The following is a 21,244-nucleotide window of genomic DNA, read 5'->3' on the forward strand; positions in this document are numbered from 1 at the left end:
TGTCTAAGAGCACTGCGGCGCGGGCGCTGGCGGGTTCGTCCAATATCACCGAGGAAACGCGGGAGCGGGTGGTCAAGGCGGCGGCGGCTGTGGGCTATGAGCGCAATCATCTGGCGGTTGGTATGCGGTCGGGGCGGAGCGGGATGTTGGGCCTGGTTATCCCCGATATCGCCAACCCATTCTGGGCCGATGTGGCGCGCGGCGCGCAGGACCGTGCGGCGCGGGCAGGGGCTTCGCTCCTGGTTTTTTCATCCGATTGGGACCCCAAGGCCGAGGCGACGCATTTGCAAACGCTGCGCCGGGCGCGGGTCGATGGAGCCATCGTCAATCCGGTCTCGGACAGCTTCGATGATCTCGATCGGTTTGGCATGCCGTGCGTTTTCATCGGCTCGAGCGCCGAGCGCTATCCCGATGTTTCGAGTGTTGGTTCGGACATTGCCCAGGCCGTGCGGCTCGGTCTTGATCACCTGGTTTCCAAGGGACACAAGGCGCCGGCGCTGATCCTTGGGCCGAAGTCGCGTCTTGCACGGGCGCGGTTTTTGCGGGCTGTGCATGAGCATTTCGTCGAGCGCGATCTTGATCCGGGCGTGCTCGCAATCGAGGACGGTGAATATACGGTCGAAGGCGGGCGCGAGGCAATGAAACGCCTTTTGGCCCAGCCTCGTGTTGGGCATCTGGCGGTTTTTGCGGCCAATGACATGATGGCGCTTGGCGCCATGATGGCGGTGCGCGACGCCGGACTCGATTGTCCGCGCGACGTTTCCATCCTTGGCTTTGACGGCATTCCCTCGGGCGAGTTTGCCTGGCCGGGACTGACCACGGTCGCCAAGCCCGGGCGCGATATCGGCGAGCGGGCGGTGGAAGGCCTTTTCGACGAAATAGAACACAAGCCGGAACATCGGCGCATCTATATGCCGTGCCGATTGATAGAGCGAGGCTCACTCGCCGATCTGTCGGTCACGGCGCCCCGGCGCGTAGCAGGGGCAGGGAGGAACTGATCATGGTTGCCAAGGATGGGCAGAAGATCTCGGCTGTGCTTTCGGATGGGAACGTTCCCGCTTCACTTGCGGCGGGCCGTGGAATTGGCGGTGGATCGGGTAGCATTCCGGTAACATCGAGCGGCAATTTGCGCGCTGGCGTGCGTCAGTGGTGGCCCTATTACGTCATGATGGCGCCGGGGCTGCTGTTCTTCTTCATCTGGCACTATGTGCCGATCTGGGAGGCCAAGATGGCCTTCGAACAGGTCCGCATCATTCCGCCCAATATCTGGGTTGGCCTCAAGAACTTTCAGCAGCTTTTTTCTTCGCCGATTTTCTATTCGGTTCTCGCCAACACGCTGATCATTTCGGGCATGAAGATCCTCTTGGTCTTCCCGGTGCCGATCATCGTGGCGCTGCTGCTCAATGAAATCCGCAATGGCAAATTGCGGGGCGTGATCCAGTCGGCGATCTATCTGCCGCACTTTTTGAGCTGGGTGGTGATCGCCGGCGTTTTCATTGCGCTCCTGTCGCCGACCGATGGCGCCGTCAATCAGATCCAGCAATCGATGGGGTTCGGCACGACGAACTACCTGACCAATACCGGCACGATCCGCTGGGTGCTGGTGATTTCGGAAATCTGGCGCTCGGCTGGCTGGGACAGCCTTCTCTATCTCGCTGCAATCTTTGCGATCGATCCGCAGCTTTATGAGGCGGCGGAAATGGATGGGGCCAATCGCTGGCAGAAAATCTGGCACGTCACCATTCCGGGCATCGTGCCGACCATTGCGACGCTGTTCATTCTCAACATGGGCATGTTCCTCAGCGCCGATCTCAACCAGATCATCAACTTCCAGAACGACGTGAACGCTTCGACCATCGATATTCTCGACACCTATGTCTACCGTCTGGGGCTTTCGACCGGCGAATATGCGCTGGCGACGGCAGCGGGTCTTTTCAAGGCGGTGATCGGCATGGTCCTCGTCGTCACCTCCCATCTCGTCAGCAAGCGGCTGACCGGCAAGGGGGTGTGGTGATGTTCGGTCAATCGCGCCGTACCCCGCTCGAGCGGGTCGAATATGTGCTCATCGTTTCGACGCTACTGCTGCTCGTCGTTTTTACGCTGCAGCCGCTGCTGAACCTTCTGGCCCTGTCCTTTACCGATCCGAGCAAGGTCGCGGGTTTTTCTGGCCTCTCGATCGTTCCAGACGGGTTTTCGACCGATGTCTGGACCCTCCTGTTGCAGCATCCCAATGTGCAGCGGGGCCTCTTCAACTCGATCTGGATGACGGCGACGAGCGTCTGCATCGGCGTAATGGGAACAGCGCTGATGGCTTGGGGCATGTCGCGGCCTAGGCTGCCGGGGCGGAGGCTGATCTTTATCCTTGTCCTCGTCACCATCGTGTTTGAGCCGGGCATCATTCCCGACTATTTCCTGATGAAGCGGCTGGGGCTGCTTAACACGCCCTGGTCGGTGATCATGTATAAGGCGATCAGCGCCTGGTACCTGATCATCCTCATCCGCTTCTTCGAGGAGATCCCCAAGGAACTGCTCGAAGCGGCCGAGCTCGATGGCGCCAATCCGTTCCAGACCTTCTTCATGGTCGTGCTGCCGCTGGCCAAGCCTGCGCTTGCCACCATCGCGCTCTTTTATCTCGTCCTCCATTGGAACGAGTTCTTCCGCTCGATGATCTATCTCAACGACCAGACCAAATGGCCGCTGCAGGTGGTGCTGCGGCAGTTCGTAATCGAGGGCGACAAGATCGCCATCGTCGGGGCGAACAATGCCAACAACAATATCGGTATCGCCCAGATCAACATCAGGGCGCTCAAGGCCGGGATGATCTTCATCACCATCCTGCCGATCCTCGCGATCTATCCGCTGATCCTCAAGTTTTTCACCAAGGGGACGATGTCAGGAGCGCTGAAGGGATGAGGGGACTCGGCGTTGGTGGCTCCACCCCTCCCGGCCTCCCCCATCAAGGGGGAGGTGCAGGGACGGTGGATGGGAAGTGCGAGGAGCAAGGCCCCCTCACCCGCCGCTTCGCGTCGACCTCTCCCCCAGAGGGAGAGGTGAAGGGCGTGCCTAGTAACAAGCCAAAACCAAAGAATTCCGCGCAAGCGGTGACGACTAAGAACAATGGAGGAGTAGTGCAATGACACTGAAGAAACTGCTTTTAGCGACGACGGCGATTGCCGTTCTGGGTTCGGCCGTTGTGCCGGCCATGGCACAGACGACGATTAGGCTGGTCAGCAAGGACCTGTTGACCACCAATCCCGATGACGTCAAGGAAATCGAGGAAATCGAGGCCGCGCTCAAGGCGCAGGGGCACGATATCGATATTCAGACGGTGGACTTGCCGGGCGGGACTTCGGCCTATGTCGATGCGCTGGGCGTGATGCTGCTTTCGGGCGATATCCCGGATATCATCTATTTCCAGGGCGGCGACCAGAAGATGGCCGAGCAGGGGATCCTCGAGGATCTCAATCCCTGGATCGAAAAATCCGAGCATATCAAGGCGGCGCTCTGGCCCCACAATGTCGAGCGCCTCGCCAACTATCCCTACCTTCTCTACATCTATCCGCCGCGTGCGCCGCAGCCGGTGATGCGCAAGGATTGGCTCGACCAACTTGGGCTGCAGCCGCCCAAGACCGTCGAGGAATATGAAGCGCTCTTCCAGGCGATTCATGATGCCGATCTCGATGGTGACGGCACGAAGGGCAATACGCTTGGCCTGACCGGGTTCGGCAATACCAACGAGCTCGATTCCATCTTCAACCAGGCATTCGGCGTGACCGGCACCTGGATGAAGACTGCGGATGGCGCTTGGGTCAATTCGCGCGTTACCGATGCCGAAAAGGCAAAGATCGAATTCTATGCGCGGCTCGCCGAAAAAGGCCTGTTCGATAAGGAATATGTGACCAACACGTTCGACGTGAAGGAAGACAAATTCTACACCGGCAAGGCCGGCGTGATGTTCGGCTCGTCACCGGAAGTGATCGACATCTATTCGGGCAAGATGCGCCAGGCCCATCCGGGCGAAAATATCGAACTAACGCTGCTGCCTATTCCGTCGGGTCCCGGCGGACAGGGGTTGGCGGCGCTCGATGTTTCCAAGGAATCGCGCGGCTGGGCGATCTCGTCCATTTCCGAGCATAAGGACGAGGCCTTTGCGGTGCTCGATTTCATGGCGTCCAAGGAAGGCCAGGACATCGACCGCATGGGTTTTGAGGGTGTGCATCACACGACCGATGCCAGCGGCGCGGTGACGTTTACCGACCAGATTTCGACCTGGTATGCCCGCTTCTTCAACGCTGCCAATTGGGAGCCACCGGTGCCGCTGCTGTCGGCAACTGGCCAGGCTGCGCTCGACACGATCAAGGCCAATTTCGTCGCCGACAATGCCTTTGTCTGGCCAGCCGAATATGCCGCCGAAGTCGACGCTGCCGAGCAGGTCTATCGCTCGTGGGTCGCCAAGTTCATCACCGGGGAAGCCTCGCTCGATCAGTGGGACCAGTTCGTCAGCGAATATAACGCTGCCGGTGGCCAACGCATGGCCGAGTATGCGGCGACGGTGCTCGGCAAGTGATCAAGGCCGGCTGGCAAGATACGGCCAGGGCCACGGAAAGACACCTCTCCCTTTGACGGGGGAGGTTGGGAGGGGGTGCGGGAGCCGCGAAGTCGTGGCTCTCATCCCCCTCCCTGACCCTCCCCGCCAGGGGGAGGGTGTCGACTGAAATTTCACGGCAAAGCCGGGTGAGAGCCTGGCGCCAATTAGAATGACAAAAGTCGGAACCTGACATGACACCAACCCTCTCATCCCGCATTCGCGGCATGCTTCATGGGATCGCTCTGGGCGATGCCCTGGGGGCGCCGGTCGAAAAACTGTCGGCGGCAGAGATCCGGGCGCGCTATGGGCGGGTGACCTCGGTGATGACGCGCTGGCACAAGATGGATCTGCCGCCCGAGCAGCGGAACCATCGGGTGCGCGGGGATGGCATCGTCACTGACGATACGCTGATGACCCTTGCGATGATGGACATCTATGCCGAGGTGGGGCGCCATCTCGACGCGTGGGACATGGCGGATGGGATGGTGCGCCAGATCGCCTGGACCAAGCGCTGGGTGCCCGAACTGGGGCGCGAAGCGATGTTGATCGATCGCCTGTTTTATCCCGAAAAATGGATTTTCCAGCGTCATCAATTGTCCAATTGCGACCCGCGCCAGGGCGGCATCGGCAATATGGTGAACTGTGGGGCCGCCATGTATATCGCGCCGATCGGAGCGACGAATGCGGCTGATCCCAAGGATGCTTACGACGAGGCGATCGCTTTCGCCTCGGGGCATCAGGAAAGCTATGGGCTTGAGGCGGCCGGCGTTATGGCCGCGGCGGTGGCGGCGGCTTTTGTGCCGGGCACCACGATCGACCAAATCGTCGATACGGTCATCGGGCTCGCCAAGGACGGCACGCGAGCAGCGATCGTTGCTATCGCCGACGAGGCGCGGCGGTTGCGGGGCACAGGTGCCGATCATGCCGAGGTTTGCGAGGCGTTTCATGCTGCTATCGCGCGCTTTTCAGTGATGGGCGATGACGTCAATCACAGTGCCGACAAAGCGGGGCGGGTGAGCGACGCCTATCGGCCGAGCCGGCTCCTTTCCATCGAGGAATTGCCGCTGGCGCTGGGTTTTTGCCTTTTCAATCGGGGGGACTTCCGCCTTTCGATCGAAGACGGGATCAATTCGGGGCGCGATACGGATTCGATCGGCGTCATGGCCGGGGCGATCCTTGGGGCCATGCATGGTGAGGCCGTGATCGATGAAGGCGAGCGCGACCAGATCGATGCTGCCAATCGCCTGACGCAGACGGCCTCGGCCGATGCTTTCTCAAAAACCGTGGCCGCGATCATTGCGGCTGACCGCGCAGCCCAGGCCCAACGCGATGCGGCACGCGCCGCCCTTTTCGAGCCAGCGTAATCGCTGGCCTTCCCATCTTTTGCCAAGAAAGACGCCGAATGCTCTCTGAAATCCAAATCCTTGAAAAGATCTATGCCGGCTTTATCGGCAAGGCCATTGGCGTGCGCCTCGGTGCGCCCGTCGAGCCGACCATCTGGAGCTATGAGCGCATCCAGAAGACCTATGGCGAGGTGACGCAATATCTGCGCGATTTCAAGAATTTCGCGGCTGACGACGACACCAATGGCCCCGTCTATTTCATCCGCGCGCTGCGCGACTATGGGCTCGGGGCCACTGCCGAGGATGTGGGCAAGACCTGGCTCAACTATGCCGCCGAAGAGCATGGCATGTATTGGTGGGGCGGGTTCGGGGTGTCGACCGAGCACACGGCCTATCGCAACCTCCGCGCCGGTATTCCCGCGCCGCAATCGGGCTCGATCGCGCAGAACGGCACGACGGTGGCCGAGCAGATCGGCGGGCAGATCTTTATCGACTCTTGGGGCTGGGTGAATCCGGGCAATCCGCAGCGGGCGGCGGATATGTCGGCCATGGCGGCGAGCGTTGCCCATGACGGCGACGGGCTCAATGGCGCACGGTTCTGCGCGGCGGCGATTGCGGCGGCGTTCGAGGCTAAAAGTATCGACGAGATCATCGAGACGGCGATGAAGACGATCGATGCGGGGTCGACCTATGCGCGGGTGTGCCGGGCGGTGATCGATTTTCACAAGGCCAATCCGGACGATTGGCGCGCGTGCCGCGACATGCTGACGGCCGATTGGGGCTATGACCGCTATCCTGGCGTTTGCCACATCATCCCCAATGCCGGCGTGACGATCATGTCGATCCTCTATGGCAAGGGTGACTTGCCGCGCACGGCCGAGATCGCGACCATGGCGGGCTGGGACACGGACTGCAATGCGGGCAATGCGGCGGCGATTGTCGCGACATTCCAGGGTTTGCATGAGGGTTGGGACAAGTATCGCAAGCCGATCAACGATTTCCTCGTCGCTTCGGGGATCGTGGGGACGATCAACATCGTCGATATTCCAAGCTTTGCGCGGGAGCTGACGGTTTTGGCGCTGCAATTGGCGGGGCGCGACGTGCCGGCGCTGTGGCAGGAGGATTTCACGCGCCGCGGGTTGCGGTTAGATTTCGACCTGCCGGGTTCGACGCATGGGTTCCGGACCGAAGGGTTCAACCAGATTTCGCTGAAACACTCGGACGAGCGGCATGTCGAGGGGTCGCGCGGATCGCTCGAAATCCAGCTCGATCGGCTCGAGCGCGGGCAGGGCGGGCGGGTGTTTTGGAAGCCGTTCTATCGGCGGAGCGATTTTGACGACGAGCGCTATCGCCCGATGTTTACCCCGGTGGTGGATGCGGGGCAGACCGTGTCGTTCAAGCTCTGGCTCGATCCCTGGAATGGTGACGGCAATCTGCGGGTCGCGCCCTATGTGCGGCGCACGATGAGCGGGGCGATCGAAGAGACGGGCGCCTGGCATGTGCCTTCGGCGGATGGCTGGCAGGACTATAGCTTCGTCGTGCCCGAGGGTGTCGAGGCGATCGACGAGATCGGGATTTCGATCGAATATTTTGGCCGGGTCAAATTCCTTGGCCGGCTGTTCCTCGCCGATTTCAAGGTCGAAGGCGCGGGGCATACCGTGATCGAGCCCGAGACCGAAGTGCAGGAATGGGGCGCTATTTCCCGCTTCACCTTCAATCGTGGACACTGGACCAAGAGCTTTGGCCGCATTCAGGGGCATACGGCGGGGGATGCCGATATGTGGACCGGGCACTATTACGCCAAGGATGTCACCGTGAAGGCCGATATCCAGCGGCTGTCCGGCGCATCGCAACTGGTGACGGCGCGCGTGCAGGGGACCGGTCGGTTCTATGCTGCAGGGTTCGAGGGCGACGAGGTCGTCATCCTCAAGGAAAATTTCGGGTCGACCGTTTTGGCGCGGGCGCCGTTCAAGGCGGACGTGGGCAAGAGCTACGAATTCGCCTTTGCCGTGGCGGGCGATCGGCTGAGCTTTTCTGTCGATGGCCGCGAGCTGATCAGCGCGACGGACACTTCCTACGAATACGGCATGGCGGGCGTGCGGCTGGCTTCAGCCGGGCGGCTCAGCATGGGCCGGTTCGAGATCATCGAAGCGGCGTAAGCCGGTAAGGAGACCAGCATGTCGGAAATCGAACTCAAGCATGTCGGCAAACGCTATGGCGCGGTGAGCGTGCTCGAAGACATTTCGCTCGAAATGGGTGATGGCGAATTCGTCGTGCTGGTCGGGCCTTCGGGCTGTGGGAAATCGACGCTGCTGCGGATGATCGCGGGGCTCGAGGACATTACGGCGGGCGAGATCACCATCGGGGGTAAGGTCGTCAACAATATGCCGGCGAAGGAACGGGACATCGCCATGGTGTTCCAATCCTATGCGCTTTATCCGCATATGAAGGTCGCCGACAATATGAGCTTTTCGCTCCGGCTGGCCGGCACGTCCAAGGCCGAGATCAAGGCACGGGTGGCGGAAGCGGCATCGATCCTCGGGCTCGAAAACCTGCTTGATCGTTTGCCGCGCGAGCTGTCGGGCGGGCAGCGGCAGCGTGTCGCCATGGGCCGCGCCATCGTGCGCAATCCGCGGGCGTTTCTCTTCGACGAACCGCTCTCCAATCTCGATGCGAAGCTGCGCGTTAAAATGCGGGGCGAGATCAAGCGCCTGCATCAGCGCTTGGGTAAAACCATGATCTATGTGACGCATGACCAGACCGAGGCCATGACCATGGCCGACAAGATCGTCGTGATCAATGGCGGCCGGATCGAACAGGCGGGTGCGCCGCTCGAGCTCTATAACAACCCGGCCAATCTTTTCGTCGCCGGGTTCATCGGCTCGCCGGAGATCAATCTGTTCGAGGCGCGCTATGAAGGCGGCAGCGAGGTGCAGGTTGGCGGCGAGGCCCTGCCGATCGGCGCGCCGCTCGATGTCGCGCCGGGGACGGACGTGGTCTATGGCGTGCGGCCGCAGCAGATCGCGGTCGGGGCTTTGGGTGTGCCGGTCACGGTGCAGATCGTCGAGCCGACAGGCGATGCGCAGGAAGTGCTGGCGCGATTGGGCGAGAAAGATATTTCGGTCGTGGTGCGCGACCATGCGCTCTTAAGTCCAGGCGAGCAGATTAATCTCGTCATCGACCCCACGCGCATCTTCATCTTTGACAAGGCGACGGGGCTGAGGCTGCGGTGACTTTTGCGCTCAAGCAGTTCAACCCAAGTGCGACCGGACCACTCGATGGCATAAGGGTGCTCGACCTCAGCCGGTTGATGGCGGGCAATATGCTCAGCCTGCAACTGGCTGATTTTGGCGCCGATGTCATAAAGATCGAGCCGCCTGAGGGTGATCCTTTGCGCGACTGGAAGGATGATGGGCATTCGCTATTCTGGAAGACCTATGGCCGCAACAAGCGCTCGGTCATGCTGAACCTGCGCGAAGCGGCAGCAATGGATGCGCTGTGGCGGCTGGTTGAAACAGCAGATGTGTTCATCGAGAATTTTCGGCCCGGCACGCTCGAAAAGATGGGACTGGCGCCGGACAAGCTGCTGGCGCGCAATCCCGATTTGATCGTCGTGCGGATTTCGGGTTTTGGACAGACCGGGCCCTATGCGCATCTGCCGGGGTTTGGCACGATCGTCGAGGCGATGAGCGGCTTTGCCGATCGCACCGGATTTCCCGATCGCGAACCAGTCCTCCCGCCTTTGGCGCTGGCCGACATGATTGCCGGGGTCTATGGCGCCTCGGCAACGATGATGGCGCTTTATGCGCGGCAGGCGGGAACGGCGCGGGGGCAGGTGATCGACCTGTCGCTACTTGAGCCGATGTTCTCGGTGCTCGGGCCGGAAGCGGCGATCCACGCGGTGACCGGCAAGATCAAGCAGCGGGTGGGCAGCGCTTCGAATACGGCTTCGCCGCGCAATGTCTACAAATGTGCCGACGGCAAATATCTGGCCCTGTCGGGATCGACGCCGGCAGTGGCCAAGCGGATTTTTGAAATCATCGGGCGGCCCGAGATGATGAGCGATCCGCGCTTTGCCACCAATTCCGACCGGGTGAAAAACCGCGCTTTGGTCGACGCAGCGATTGGCGACTGGTTCGCCACACGCGCGAGTGCGGAAGCGCTCGAAACCATGCGGCAGGCTGGGGCGACCGTCGGGCCGGTCTATAATATTGCCGACGCGATGAGCGATGCGCACTTTGCCGAGCGCGAAATTGTCGTCGATGTCGAAGACGAGGGTTTTGGGACGCTGCCCATGCACAATATCGTGCCGCGAATGTCGGCAACGCCGGGCGTCTGGCGGCGGCCGGCGCCGGCTTTGGGCGAGCATAATAACGACCTCCTCAGCGAGATCGGGCTTGATCCCGCGACTTTGGAGAGTGGCAAAGAATGATGCGCTCGCTGCTTTACGTGCCGGCCCATGCCGAACGGTTTATCGCCAAGGCTCATGAGCGCGGTGCCGATGCCGTCATTCTCGATCTGGAAGATGCCGTGCCAGAGGACGCCAAAGATCGGGCGCGCGATGGGCTTTCAGAGACGGTTGCTCACGTGCGGCGCGGTGGCGCCGAGGTGCTGGTGCGGATCAATAGCGGCGAGCGGCTGGAAGAAGACGCATTGGCTGCGATTACGGCAGGCGCCGATGGGCTTTATGTGCCGAAAGTCAGAAGCCGGGACGACCTCGTGGCCCTTGATGGCTTACTTACCCCCGCTGAAGACCGTCTTGGCAGACCGAGTACCAGGATCGTGGCGCTGCTGGAAGATATCGGCGCGGTGCTCGACGCGCGCTTGATCGCCAAAGGTCCGCGGCTTTTGGGTCTGTCGGTCGGTGGCGAGGATCTGGCGCTTTCGCTTGGCGCTGAGCCGACGCCCGAGGTTTTGAAACTGCCCAAATTGCTCGTCCACTATGCCGCCAAGGAACATAACCTGATGTCCTTCGGTATGCTGCGCTCGACGGCAGACTATTCCGATCTCGATGGCATTGCAGCTGCAGCCCGGGAAGCGCGGGACCAAGGATTTGATGGTGCAACCTGTGTCCATCCCGCCGTCGTCCCTGTCCTCAATGCCGAGTTTTCACCAAGCCCGGCGCAGCGGGCTTGGGCAGAGCGGGTGGTTGCCGAGGCCGAGGCCGGCGAAGGCGCCTTCCAGATCGATGGACGGATGGTCGACGCCCCCGTCATCGCGCGGGCGCGTTCGCTGCTTGCTCGAGGTTAGGCGGGAGGAGCTAATCAGCTCTTGGGCCAAACGTGATCGACGTATTTGCAACTTAATTCAAAGTGGTTGCTTTCCCTGCCAATTGGCGGGGTAAATTATGATTGAGTATGAACGGTTAAGGCCAGACGAGCGAACCCCTTGGGACGCCGTCGTGGTCGAGGTGACGCAGATTTTCGGTCGCAGCGTTGCCGATGTTGCAGCGGTAGAACAGATCGCGTGCGTGCCGGTGCCGGTCCGTCAGGCGTTGCTAGATGCAGAGAAATTGCGCGACCAGTTGAATCTGAAGCGGATCGTCGTCCGTATTGCGGATGAGGGGCTTTGGAACCCGGAATGGGGTCACCTGGCGCTTAAGCCCTAGTGATTTGGATTCTGGCTGTCTCGTCGGCAGCTCGACACAGCAGACTTCGGCGGTGAGCCGACGGAGGCCTACTTCTCCGCAGCGCTGGCGTCTAGCTTTTTGCCTTCCCGACCTTGGTGACCAGGAGCTGGTTGAGCCGCATTTTGTCGGCATCGACGACCTCGAAAAGATAACCGGCAGCCTCGACCTTATCGCCCTTGCGGGCGGCACGGCGGAGGCGATGAACGATGAAGCCGCCGATGGTTTCGTAGCTCGCTTCAGGCTCGAGATGCTTGACCCCTAGTGCGCGGGTGACGTCGACGAATGGAGCGACACCATCGATGAGCCAGCTTTGTTCATCGCGCCTGAGGATGGCCTGTTCTTCAAATGGATTGGCGAGGCCCTGCATAAGCGCGCCCATCAGGTCCTTAAAAGTGACAACACCAACCACGTGGGCGTATTCGCTGACCACCAGCGCAAAGCCGGTGTTCTGCGCTTGAAACTCAGCCAGCACTTCCCAGACATTGAGCGTATCGGGAACGGACAACACATCCCGCTTTGCCGAGGCAAAATCGACTTCGCCATGTTTGTCGATAACAGTGGCGAGGACGTCTTCCGCCCGGACGCAGCCAATCACGACATCGATGCTGCCGTCGCAGATCGGATAGTGGGAGAAGGGGCGTCGTCTCACCTTGTCCTGCTGGACCTCGTGGGGATCGCGGATATCGAGGAAGACGATATCGTCGCGGATCGTCATCACCGAGGTGACGCTGCGCAGCTCGAGCGACAGCACATTTTCGATCAGGCGCTGCTCGTTCTTCATCAACATGCCGGAGGCGGCGCCACCCGCCAGGATCATGCGAAAATCCTCGGCGGTTACCTCGTCGGCCGTCACCTTGGCGTCGATATTGAACCAGCCGATGATGACATCGGAAAGCTTGCCGAAGAACCAGACCAGTGGCCTCAATACCTTGACCGCTCCTTCCGGAAACCAGACCAGCGACAGCGCAATCTGTTCGGGCACCAACATGGCGATGCGCTTGGGGGTGAGATCAGCCAGCAGGACAAAAAGCAGGGTGACGGCCAAGAAGGCGAGAACCGAACCGATCGCCAGGGCTAGTTCCGGTGGAGCGCCGAGAAGTTCGAGGCCTCCGGCAAAGAGTGGGCCGAAGGCGTCGTGTCCTAAAATACCGGCCAGAATGGAGACGGCATTGGTGACGATCTGGAGAGCGGTCAGAACATTGCCGGCATCGGCGCGTAGCGCGACAAAGCGGAGCGCTTTGCTGTTACCAGCTTCCGCGAGAGAGCGTATCCGAAGATCGCGTGCGGCAGCAAACGCGATCTCGGATAGTGAAATGAGAACGCTGACACCGATAAGGACTATGATCAGCAGGACGCCGAGGACTGGGGACATGGTGATCTCCGGTTGCTCGCTTCACCTACAGCCTAAAAGCGAAAATGCCCATAGCGCCGTGCAGGGTGTGCTTGCGGAGCGACCATCTCAGAGGTGAGAACGCTCTGATGCATCTTATTGATATTGAGGCAGCACCAAGCCGGGGCCGCTGGGTTCTGCGGCGTTTCCGTTCGTCAATGTCAGTTTTGAGTTTGGAGACAAAGAGAGTGGGATGTCTTCGCCGTCAAAAGTGATCGTGCCTTGGATGGAACGGGCCGACAAACCAGTGACTGCACGGATTTGACCGGTTCGATCAAGGGTCACGCGCGTACCGCTGGGGAAGCGGCAAAGGAGTTCGCCGTCGCGATAGATGGTGCCGTCGGCTTCCGTATTGACCAGTTCGAAGCGGATGCCGTCCACCGTTCGGGCATAGGCGGTTTCCCAGAACTCATGCTTGTGGAGGACTGGTTTGGGCAGAAGGCTCGTGAACCAGACGGTGCCATCGGGCCGCGGGAGTATGCCCGACAGGCGCTCGATGAAATCGAGGAGGGTGAGGATTGCGGGCGAGTATTTTTCGGTAAAGCCAGCCGCGCCGGTGAACGGATTGAGCGTTTGCGGGAAGCGATCGGCATCGACAAGGGCGGCGAGGGTCGGCTGCATGATCCAGGTCAGTTCGGTGTGATGGCCGTGGTGCTCGAAGGCGTGGGGCGTCCGGATGAGCGTCAGGAAGTTGCTCGGACCGGCCCAGCTGTTTTGCGCGAAATTGGGATCGAAACGCGGATCGTTGAGCGCGATGGATGTCAGCGGGAATTTGGCGAAGAATTTGCGGGTGTTGAGCAGATAGCGTTCAAGCGCGGTGCGGAACTGGTCAGCTGTGCCGATCTCGCAGGCGAGGACGCGGAGCAGCACGTCGGACTGGATGCGGACCAGACGACCGTGGCGGTCGCGGTCATAGAAGAAGTGGTCATCGGCGTCGAAGCATTGCGCGAAGAGGGCGGCGCGGCTGGCTTCGGACTTTTCTGTCCAATCGGTACCGGTTTGGCCGATTGTCTGCGCCATGAGGCTGAGATAGTGGCGCTGGCAGGCGACATTGGCGGTCAGGTCCGGCGCGATGAAGGGCAGGATCGGGTTGTCGGGATCGAAGCGCGTCGGGTCATTGCCGAAGGGGCTGTCGGGCACGTGCCAGAAGCGCGAGGAGAGGTCGTGGCCGGTATCGTAGGTCGAAAAGGCTTCGACGGCGCCGGTGCCGAGCGTGTCGCGATGGGTGGCGAGCCAGGCGTCGTAGCGGGCCATTGACGCGGCCATGTGGGTTAGCCAGGCGTCGTCGAGGCCATTAAGGCGGTAGTGGTTCCAGACGGCGCGGGCGAGGGGGCTGACGAGCTGGATCTGGCTGAAGCCCGCACCCTGTGGCGTCAGCTTATAGGGAAAGAGGCCGTCCTCGCGTTGGTGCTTGGCGAAGGCGGAGAAGGTTGCCGTTGCGATCGAGGGCAGGAAGCGGCTGAGGATTTCGGCATTGATGGTGCCGGTGCTTTCGAGCCAGCAGCCGTTATAGATGCCGCCCTCGTGGAGGATCGGGGTGTCGTCGGCGGCAGGGGCGATGCAGTCGAAAAGCTCGCGGACCGCCTGATAATAGCGGTTGGTAAGGCGCTGACTGCTCGAGGCAAATGCAACGCCTGATGCCAGCCACTCGTCGAGCAATGCATCATCGGCAGGTTTTGCCAGCGGGCCGATAAGGGATGCGGTGTGTTGATTGCGCAGTGTCTCGAGGAGGCTGGAGGTCACGCAGGGACCTCAATGCGCGCGCCATCGGCGTCGAAAAAGTGAGCATCGCGGCCGTTGAGGCCCAGGGTGACTTTGTCGCCGCGGGTGTGCTTGGCGTGGCCCGGGGCTTGGGCGAGCACGGTTTGTCCATCGGCCAATGCCACATAGACGAAAAGTTCGCTGCCGAGATACTCGACGAGGGTGATGGTGCCCTCGATGGTGACGTCTCCCGGCTCGCCGATGCGCAGGTGCTCGGGGCGGATGCCGACGGTGACGTCGCCGGGAACGACTGAAATGGGCAGGGTGCCAAAGCCTGTGAGGTTGACGCCCCCGGCGGAGGCTGTCCCCTTGATCAGGTTCATCTTGGGTGAGCCGATGAAGCTCGCGACGAAGAGGTTTTTGGGGCTGTTGTAGAGCTCGTAGGGCGTGCCGACCTGTTCGAGATTTCCCTTGTTGAGCACGGCGATCCGCGTTGCCATGGTCATGGCTTCGGTCTGGTCGTGGGTGACATAGATCATCGTCGTGCCAAGGCGATTGTAGAGATTGGCGAGTTCGACGCGCATCTGGACGCGCAGTTCGGCATCGAGATTGGAGAGTGGTTCGTCGAAGAGGAAAAGCTGGGGTTCACGGACGATGGCGCGGCCGATGGCGACGCGTTGTTTCTGGCCGCCGGAAAGCTGGCGCGGCTTGCGGTCCATCAACTCGTTGATCTGGAGGATGCGCGCCGCCTCGGTGACGCGGCGGTCGATCTCGGCTTTTGGCATGCGCAGATTTGAAAGGCCGAAGGCGAGGTTTTTCCGGACGCTCATATGCGGGTAGAGCGCATAGGACTGAAAGACCATCGAGAGATTGCGCTGGCTGGCAGGCAGGTCGTTGACGATGCGATCGCCGATGCCGATCGTGCCGTCGGTGATGTCTTCAAGCCCGGCGATCATACGCAAAAGGGTGGATTTGCCGCAGCCCGAGGGGCCAACGAGGACGAGAAATTCGCCCGACTGCACCGCAAGATCGATGCCGTGGACGACTTCGAAACCGGAATAGGATTTGCGAACCTGGCTGAGGGTGACAGATGCCATGGAAGCCTCTCTACTTTAGTCCGCTCATGGCAATGCCGCGGATGATCAGACGCTGAAAGATGATGAAGAACAGGATGATCGGCAGGATCGAGAGGATCGACATGGCGAACATCGGGCCATATTGGCTGACGCCGTCGGAGCTGATGAAGCTGCGCAGGGCGAGGGGGACGGTGTAGTCCTCGATATCGTTGAGATAGACCAACGGCCCGAGGAAATCTTCCCAGGTCCAGATGAACGAGAAGATCGCGGCGGTCGCCATGGCTGGCAGCGAGAGCGGCATGATGATGGCCCAATAGATCTTGAAGGGCGAGCAGCCATCGATCATCGCCGCTTCATCCAATTCGCGCGGCAATTGGCGAAAGAACTGGATCATCAGGAAGATGAAGAAGGCGTCGCCCGCGAGAAATCGCGGCACGATGAGGGGCAGGTAGGTGTCGACCCAACCGAGGTTGAGGAAGAGCAGATATTGGGGGATGAGGACGACGTGATAGGGGATCATCAAGGTCATCATCATCAGCGCGAACCAGAGCGTCTTGCCTGAGAATTCGAGCCGCGCAAACGCGTAGGCCGCAAAAGAACAGGAGATGACGTTGCCGATCACCGATAGGACGGTGACGACGGTCGAATTCCAGAAGAAGCGCGTGAAGCTGACGGGAAGGGCATTCCAGCCGGCCCAGTAATTCTGCCACTGGAATTCGCTGGGCCAGAGGCTGAGATCGCCAAAGATCTCATTGTCTGGCTTGAGTGAGCTCGCGAGCATCCAGATCAGCGGATAGACCATGATCAGCGAGGTGATGATCAGGAAGATATGCTTGAGAAAGGCCGAGCGCTTGGCGCGGGCTTCCTTGGCGGCGCGATAGGCGCGGGCGATGTCGGCAGTCGATTGCGTGGGCATTGTCGTTTCGGTCACGGCTCAGCCTCGCTCGTTTTCATAGTGGACCCAGTATTTCGAGGTCCAGAAAGCAATGGCGGTGAAGGCGGCGATGATCAGCAGCAGCACCCAGGCGAGCGCCGAAGCATAGCCCATGCGGAGGAAACTGAACGCCTCGTTGTAGAGATAGACGGTGAAGAAGAGGAGGCTATCGAGTGGTGCGCCTGTGCCGCCCGAAATGATGAAGGCGCCCGAAAAACTCTTGAAGGCCTCGATCATCTGGAGAACCAGATTGAAGAAGATCACGGGCGCGAGGAGCGGCACGGTGATCGAGAAAAATTTTCGCACCGGGCCCGCCGCGTCGATCTCGGCAGCCTCATAGAGATCCTGTGGAATGGCGCGGAGGCCGGCAAGGAAGATCAGCATGGGCGAGCCGAATTGCCAGATGGCAAGGACGATCAGCGTCCAGAGCGAATATTTGGGATCTGACAGCCAATAGGGCCCATCGCCGCCGAAAAGGCGCAGGATGGAATTGATCACGCCATCGTAGTTGAACAATTGCCGCCAAAGGATCGCAACGGCGATGGAGCCTCCAAGAATGGACGGCAAATAGAACAGCGCCCGATACCAGCCGATGGCACGGATACCCTTGTCGAGCGCCATGGCCACGCCGAGCGCGAACATGAGCTTGAGCGGCACCGAGACGACAACGAAGGTGAACGTCACCTGCAGCGCCTTCCAGAAGCGCTGGTCCATCTGGAACATATAGGTATAGTTATCGAGGCCGATCCACTGCGGCGGCCGGACGACATTGTACTTGGTGAAGCTGAGATAGAGCGAAGCCAGGATCGGTCCGATGGCGAGGAGGAAAAAACCGATCAGCCACGGCGAGAGAAAAGCGTAGCCGGCAAAATTGCGTTTAAGAAACTTGTGCATCCCAGCCTCATGAAGAAGAGAGAACCCGCCGCCCCCAGGGAGAGACGCGGCGGGTCTGGTCAGGCTCAGGCGCGTGCCAGAATCGCCTTGGCCTGATTGAGGAAGTCGGTTGCCACTTCCGGAATGCTGCGCTCGCCGAGAAGCACCGACACAGCCAGGCGCTCAAAGGTCTGCTCCACTTCGGCCGAACCGCTCGGTGGCGGTGCGGTCAATGGCGCGGTCTTGCCCTGGATCTTGTCGAAGAACTCGACCGAGACCTTTTCGGCCGGCGAAAGATCGGGTTCGAGTGCGGCGCGCACCTCGGCATTGGAGGGGATGCCTCGCTCGAGGCCGAGGACCTTGGTCATGTCGAGATCGTTGACGAAGGCGCTCATATAAGCGGTGGCCGCCTCGGGATTGGCGCTGTTGCGGGTGAGACAGACGAACTGGCTCGGCTGGATGACCGACCCCGGGATCATGTCTGGCGTGTTGGGATAGACCGCAGCCCCGAGTGCATCCTGCATCAGGCCCTGCACGCCGACGAGCTGATTACTCCAGAGATAGGACATGGCCGACTTGCCCGTGACGACGCCGAGCTGGCTCAGTTCGGAGACGCCGGCGAGCGCTGCAGATTCCGGTCCCGGCGGGGTGCCGCCAGCATCGCGGATCGCCGCCCAAGTGCTCCAATATTCCTCGATGATTTCCTGGGTCGGGCCATAGGAGCCATCCTCATTGTAGAGGTTAGCACCCTTTTGGACGGTGAAATCGGAGAAGTTCTGATAGTCGGCGGTGTTGTCGTCGGTGCCTGCAACACCCGTTGCGTCCTTGATCGCCTTGGCGACGTCTTTCAACTGATCATAGGTATAGGCGTAGGGGTCGAAGGTTTCGCCGATCTTGATACCGGCCTCTTCGAAGAGGCGCGTATTGTACATGGCCATATGCGAGTTCGCGCCGATCGACAGCGCATAGAACTGACCGTCGACGGTACCGGCGTCGATAGCGCTCTGGTCCATTTTGGAGATATCGAGGCTCTTGCCGACATAGTCGTCGAGCGGCACGACGGCGCCATTGGCTATGTACTCGAATAGCACGCCATAGCCCTGCTGGATCACGTCCGGCATATTGCCGCCAGCGATCTGTGTGGTGAGTTTGGTGAAGTAATCGGCAAAGCCAAGGGTTTCACCGCTGACTTTCACACCAGGATTTTTGGAATTGTAGATATCGATCACCGCGAAGGTGCGCTTGTCGCGCTCAGGATTGCCCCACCAGAAATGGCGGACGGCGGTATCCTGCGCGAAAGCGAAACGCGGCATGGCCGAAAACGCCACGGCCGAGCCGGCCACGCCTAAAAACGTTCGTCTCGTGAATTTGCTCATCGTGTTCCTCCCTTGAGTATTCTTGGTTTCGGCCCTCGCGTGCGGTGTAGAGGGCAATCGATTTTTGAGTGACGTACCTCTTGCCTGCGCATTGGCTGCGCTGGTCGGGGTGTGATCAATGTCGATGGTGATGCGAGAGTGGGGCTGTTACAGACGCCATGCGTCGCAAGAACTTCTCGGCTGGGCCGCCTGCACGTGAGACCATTCCATCCTCCCGCTGCCCCATTTGGGGTCCTGATGCGGCGCTGCTGGGAATGGGACGTCCCGCCAACCGCGACCGCACGGTTGAGTTCATTTTGCGGGCAACTCAGAAGGTCGATACGAACATCTGTCCGTGGTTTAGACGGTCAGACAGAAGACGTACCGCGTAGCTCACGCTTTACCACATACCCTGGCTGGGCCCTTGGGCCCATGACGTGTCTCCGGCCGTTCCTGAGAGGTTAACCCCGCTCAGACAGCGGCAAGATTGCTTTAACTTCCATACAAGTCAAGGGCTAGCTGACTCGTTCAGGTCGCCGCGGCGCTGTTGGCCAGCCTATCAAGTGGCTGGTGTATGCTGTGGTGGCGGTGCCAGACTATTGCGCGCAGGCGGCGCCATTGGCAGCGGTGCTGCTTTCAAGGCAGGCGCATTGGGCTTCGAACACAGCCTCTTCGTCCTTGGTCAGTTTGCCACCGCGAATGAGGAGTTCGAGCTGGGAGCGGCAAAGTTGGGCTTCGACCGAGGCTGGTTCAGCTTGACTGACCCTAACAATGAGCGCCGAGGTCTCGCAGCGATAGGGCAGGAATGTGCTGGCTGCGCCAAAGCTCATCATCTCGAAGGTGATGGCATTGGCGATCTCCAGTTCCTGGTCCGATTGCGGGCAAATGCCGGCTTCGGCCGTACAACCATTGGCGATGAAATTCTCGTTCTGGGCGAGGAAGTTGTAATTGATGTTGTCCGAGCCATAGGTCTCGAGCGCCCTTGCCCAGGCTTCGCCAAAGCCCCGGCACTTCTCGGCGGGCCAGGAGTTGTCCTCGGCGGCAGAGGCGCCAGTGCATGCAAAGAGAAGGGCGAGCGCCAAAAGGGTTTTCTGCAGTTTCAAATTCCACGACCGGTGTTTGCGGAGACCATAAGGGCTGGTCTGGGCGAGAAAAAGTCGCGCACCGGTTTGACCCCAAGATTGTATTGGGGCTGGGTGTGCAGGCGAGGGGGCAGCCAGGCCAGACGATGAGCAGCGGTGGACGTCGCACGGAACAAGGGATGAGTTGATTGCGCTTATCATCGTCGGCACAGCAGCAACGCGCTTTTCTAGACGTCAACATCAGGGCATTACGGTGAAGTTTAGTCGCCACTTTTCAGCGGTTCTGCTGGCACTGGCTATGAGCCATGTGCATCTGCCGCCAAGCCTGGGTGAGGAGCCAGCCGGGCAGTCCTGCATCGTGGTGGGCGAGCAAGAGGTGTGCATTTCAGCCGCGCAATACCGTGAGGATGTCTGCGCGGCTATCGCGGTTTTTGCGACGCATTGGGGTCTGCCGCCAGATTATTTTGCGCGTCTCATTTGGCAGGAAAGCCGCTTCGATCCCGCAGCGATTAGTCCGGCGGGCGCAGAGGGTATCGCTCAGTTCATGCCCGCTACCGGGCGCCTCCGGGGCTTGGTCGATCCTTTCGATCCCGCCGAAGCGATGGCACGGTCCGCCGAATATCTCCGCTTCCTCGAACTCAAATTTGGAAATCTTGGATTGGCAGCCGCGGCCTATAATGGTGGCGAGGGAAGGATCACCGGCTACATCGCCAATGGCGGTGGTTCGCTTCCGGCGGAAACGCGGGCCTATGTGATGATTGTCACGGGCCGTGCGGTCGACGCTTGGCTCGGAGGCAATGTCGGCGAGGTGGATTATACGCTCGATCAGGACACCGATTTCCAATCGGCCTGCATCAACATGGCTCAATCCGTTCAAAGTCCCGATCTCACTGTGCGACCCGCAGAATGGCAGCCCTGGGGCGTGCTCATTGCGCAAAGCGCATCGGCCGATCAGGCGCAAACCCGATTTGCGGCGGCGCAGGCTGAGTTTGCTGCCGAACTATCCGATGAGAAGTTGATGTTGATCACGGTGCGAAATCCCCGGTTTGGGAACCGCACGCGCTTTTCGGCCATGGTCGGCCGCCAGACCCGCCAAGATGCGCAGGATCTCTGCAATCGCCTGACCGCCGCGGGCGGAAATTGCATCGTGCAGAAGAACGAAGTCTGATCACGAGGGTGAAGAGCGTTTTGGTCTCGTCGATTGTGTTCAGGATCACACGGGCGGAACTCACACACTCTCAATTCATTCGTCATGGCAAAACAGGAGAGAGCC

At 60.4% G+C, this 21,244-nt stretch carries 18 protein-coding genes; 11 read left to right on the plus strand and 7 right to left on the minus strand.

The genetic code is table 11. The features are described 5' to 3' along the window. The 10 genes from ASE94_RS03225 to ASE94_RS03270 all read left to right on the plus strand — a co-directional run. Nucleotides 1–998, plus strand: a 998-nt coding sequence (locus ASE94_RS03225) for a LacI family DNA-binding transcriptional regulator (protein WP_062629180.1), incomplete at its 5' end; no start/stop codon positions are given. Between the two features lie 2 nt (nt 999–1,000). Next, nucleotides 1,001–2,014 carry an ABC transporter permease subunit gene (locus tag ASE94_RS03230; protein ID WP_082460845.1) on the plus strand — a complete coding sequence of 338 codons (1,014 nt, stop codon included), beginning with the start codon at nt 1,001–1,003 and terminating at the stop codon, nt 2,012–2,014. After that, the gene (locus tag ASE94_RS03235) at nt 2,014–2,913 is read left to right on the plus strand and encodes a carbohydrate ABC transporter permease (protein ID WP_062629181.1); all 900 of its coding nucleotides are present in this window, start codon (nt 2,014–2,016) and stop codon (nt 2,911–2,913) included. The genes ASE94_RS03230 and ASE94_RS03235 overlap by 1 nt, the downstream gene beginning before the upstream one ends. Before the next feature lie 220 nt (nt 2,914–3,133). Further along, complete coding sequence (locus tag ASE94_RS03240; RefSeq protein WP_082460847.1) at nt 3,134–4,567, plus strand: extracellular solute-binding protein; 1,434 nt, start codon at nt 3,134–3,136, stop codon at nt 4,565–4,567. A 212-nt stretch (nt 4,568–4,779) separates the two neighbouring features. After that, complete coding sequence (locus ASE94_RS03245) at nt 4,780–5,952, plus strand: ADP-ribosylglycohydrolase family protein (protein WP_062629182.1); 1,173 nt, start codon at nt 4,780–4,782, stop codon at nt 5,950–5,952. A gap of 38 nt (nt 5,953–5,990) precedes the next feature. Then, on the plus strand, nt 5,991–8,090 hold the full coding sequence (locus ASE94_RS03250) for an ADP-ribosylglycohydrolase family protein (protein ID WP_062629183.1): 2,100 nt from the start codon (nt 5,991–5,993) through the stop codon (nt 8,088–8,090). Nucleotides 8,091–8,108: 18 nt separating this feature from the next. After that, complete coding sequence (ugpC, locus tag ASE94_RS03255) at nt 8,109–9,164, plus strand: sn-glycerol-3-phosphate ABC transporter ATP-binding protein UgpC (protein WP_062629184.1); 1,056 nt, start codon at nt 8,109–8,111, stop codon at nt 9,162–9,164. Next, nucleotides 9,161–10,363: a CoA transferase gene (locus ASE94_RS03260; protein ID WP_062629185.1), complete on the plus strand. Its 1,203-nt coding sequence runs from the start codon at nt 9,161–9,163 to the stop codon at nt 10,361–10,363. The genes ugpC (ASE94_RS03255) and ASE94_RS03260 overlap by 4 nt, the downstream gene beginning before the upstream one ends. Beyond that, a complete protein-coding gene (locus ASE94_RS03265; protein WP_062629186.1) occupies nt 10,360–11,181 on the plus strand; it encodes a CoA ester lyase in 822 nt (273 codons plus the stop codon). The genes ASE94_RS03260 and ASE94_RS03265 overlap by 4 nt, the downstream gene beginning before the upstream one ends. A 151-nt stretch (nt 11,182–11,332) precedes the next feature. Then, on the plus strand, nt 11,333–11,539 hold the full coding sequence (locus ASE94_RS03270) for a hypothetical protein (RefSeq protein ID WP_156351803.1): 207 nt from the start codon (nt 11,333–11,335) through the stop codon (nt 11,537–11,539). A gap of 91 nt (nt 11,540–11,630) precedes the next feature. Here the strand turns inward: ASE94_RS03270 and ASE94_RS03275 are convergent, their stop codons facing one another. From ASE94_RS03275 to ASE94_RS03305, 7 genes are all read right to left on the minus strand, one after another. Further along, a complete protein-coding gene (locus ASE94_RS03275) occupies nt 11,631–12,932 on the minus strand; it encodes a hemolysin family protein (protein WP_062629188.1) in 1,302 nt (433 codons plus the stop codon). 114 nt (nt 12,933–13,046) lie between these two features. Further along, nucleotides 13,047–14,693: a hypothetical protein gene (locus tag ASE94_RS03280; RefSeq protein WP_062629189.1), complete on the minus strand. Its 1,647-nt coding sequence runs from the start codon at nt 14,691–14,693 to the stop codon at nt 13,047–13,049. Then, entirely contained in the window at nt 14,690–15,748 is a 1,059-nt protein-coding gene (gene ugpC, locus ASE94_RS03285; RefSeq protein ID WP_062629190.1) for a sn-glycerol-3-phosphate ABC transporter ATP-binding protein UgpC, read from the minus strand. The genes ASE94_RS03280 and ugpC (ASE94_RS03285) overlap by 4 nt, the downstream gene beginning before the upstream one ends. Before the next feature lie 10 nt (nt 15,749–15,758). Then, the gene (locus ASE94_RS03290; RefSeq protein WP_162236037.1) at nt 15,759–16,529 is read right to left on the minus strand and encodes a carbohydrate ABC transporter permease; all 771 of its coding nucleotides are present in this window, start codon (nt 16,527–16,529) and stop codon (nt 15,759–15,761) included. Nucleotides 16,530–16,661: 132 nt separating this feature from the next. Further along, nucleotides 16,662–17,555: a sugar ABC transporter permease gene (locus tag ASE94_RS03295; protein WP_062629191.1), complete on the minus strand. Its 894-nt coding sequence runs from the start codon at nt 17,553–17,555 to the stop codon at nt 16,662–16,664. A gap of 65 nt (nt 17,556–17,620) precedes the next feature. Then, nucleotides 17,621–18,910, minus strand: a complete 1,290-nt coding sequence (locus ASE94_RS03300; protein ID WP_082460849.1) for an ABC transporter substrate-binding protein — start codon at nt 18,908–18,910, stop codon at nt 17,621–17,623. 575 nt (nt 18,911–19,485) lie between these two features. Then, on the minus strand, nt 19,486–19,992 hold the full coding sequence (locus tag ASE94_RS03305; protein ID WP_156351805.1) for a hypothetical protein: 507 nt from the start codon (nt 19,990–19,992) through the stop codon (nt 19,486–19,488). A 232-nt stretch (nt 19,993–20,224) separates the two neighbouring features. Between ASE94_RS03305 and ASE94_RS03310 the strand changes: the two genes are divergently transcribed. After that, the gene (locus tag ASE94_RS03310; RefSeq protein WP_156351806.1) at nt 20,225–21,139 is read left to right on the plus strand and encodes a lytic transglycosylase domain-containing protein; all 915 of its coding nucleotides are present in this window, start codon (nt 20,225–20,227) and stop codon (nt 21,137–21,139) included. The last annotated feature ends 105 nt before the right edge of the window (nt 21,140–21,244 follow it).

The sequence above is a fragment of the Devosia sp. Leaf64 genome, from assembly GCF_001421945.1.
In the GTDB taxonomy this organism is placed as follows: Bacteria; Pseudomonadota; Alphaproteobacteria; order Rhizobiales; family Devosiaceae; genus Devosia.

Bases quoted from the DNA above. Each gene is read 5' to 3' on its own strand.
- ASE94_RS03275 (WP_062629188.1), bottom strand. From the start codon at position 12,932: ATGTCCCCAGTCCTCGGCGTCCTGCTGATCATAGTCCTTATCGGTGTC.
- ASE94_RS03250 (WP_062629183.1), top strand. From the start codon at position 5,991: ATGCTCTCTGAAATCCAAATCCTTGAAAAGATCTATGCCGGCTTTATC.
- ASE94_RS03300 (WP_082460849.1), bottom strand. From the start codon at position 18,910: ATGAGCAAATTCACGAGACGAACGTTTTTAGGCGTGGCCGGCTCGGCC.
- ugpC (WP_062629190.1), bottom strand. From the start codon at position 15,748: ATGGCATCTGTCACCCTCAGCCAGGTTCGCAAATCCTATTCCGGTTTC.
- ASE94_RS03240 (WP_082460847.1), top strand. From the start codon at position 3,134: ATGACACTGAAGAAACTGCTTTTAGCGACGACGGCGATTGCCGTTCTG.
- ASE94_RS03230 (WP_082460845.1), top strand. From the start codon at position 1,001: ATGGTTGCCAAGGATGGGCAGAAGATCTCGGCTGTGCTTTCGGATGGG.
- ugpC (WP_062629184.1), top strand. From the start codon at position 8,109: ATGTCGGAAATCGAACTCAAGCATGTCGGCAAACGCTATGGCGCGGTG.
- ASE94_RS03235 (WP_062629181.1), top strand. From the start codon at position 2,014: ATGTTCGGTCAATCGCGCCGTACCCCGCTCGAGCGGGTCGAATATGTG.
- ASE94_RS03245 (WP_062629182.1), top strand. From the start codon at position 4,780: ATGACACCAACCCTCTCATCCCGCATTCGCGGCATGCTTCATGGGATC.
- ASE94_RS03265 (WP_062629186.1), top strand. From the start codon at position 10,360: ATGATGCGCTCGCTGCTTTACGTGCCGGCCCATGCCGAACGGTTTATC.
- ASE94_RS03290 (WP_162236037.1), bottom strand. From the start codon at position 16,529: ATGGTCTATCCGCTGATCTGGATGCTCGCGAGCTCACTCAAGCCAGAC.
- ASE94_RS03295 (WP_062629191.1), bottom strand. From the start codon at position 17,555: ATGCACAAGTTTCTTAAACGCAATTTTGCCGGCTACGCTTTTCTCTCG.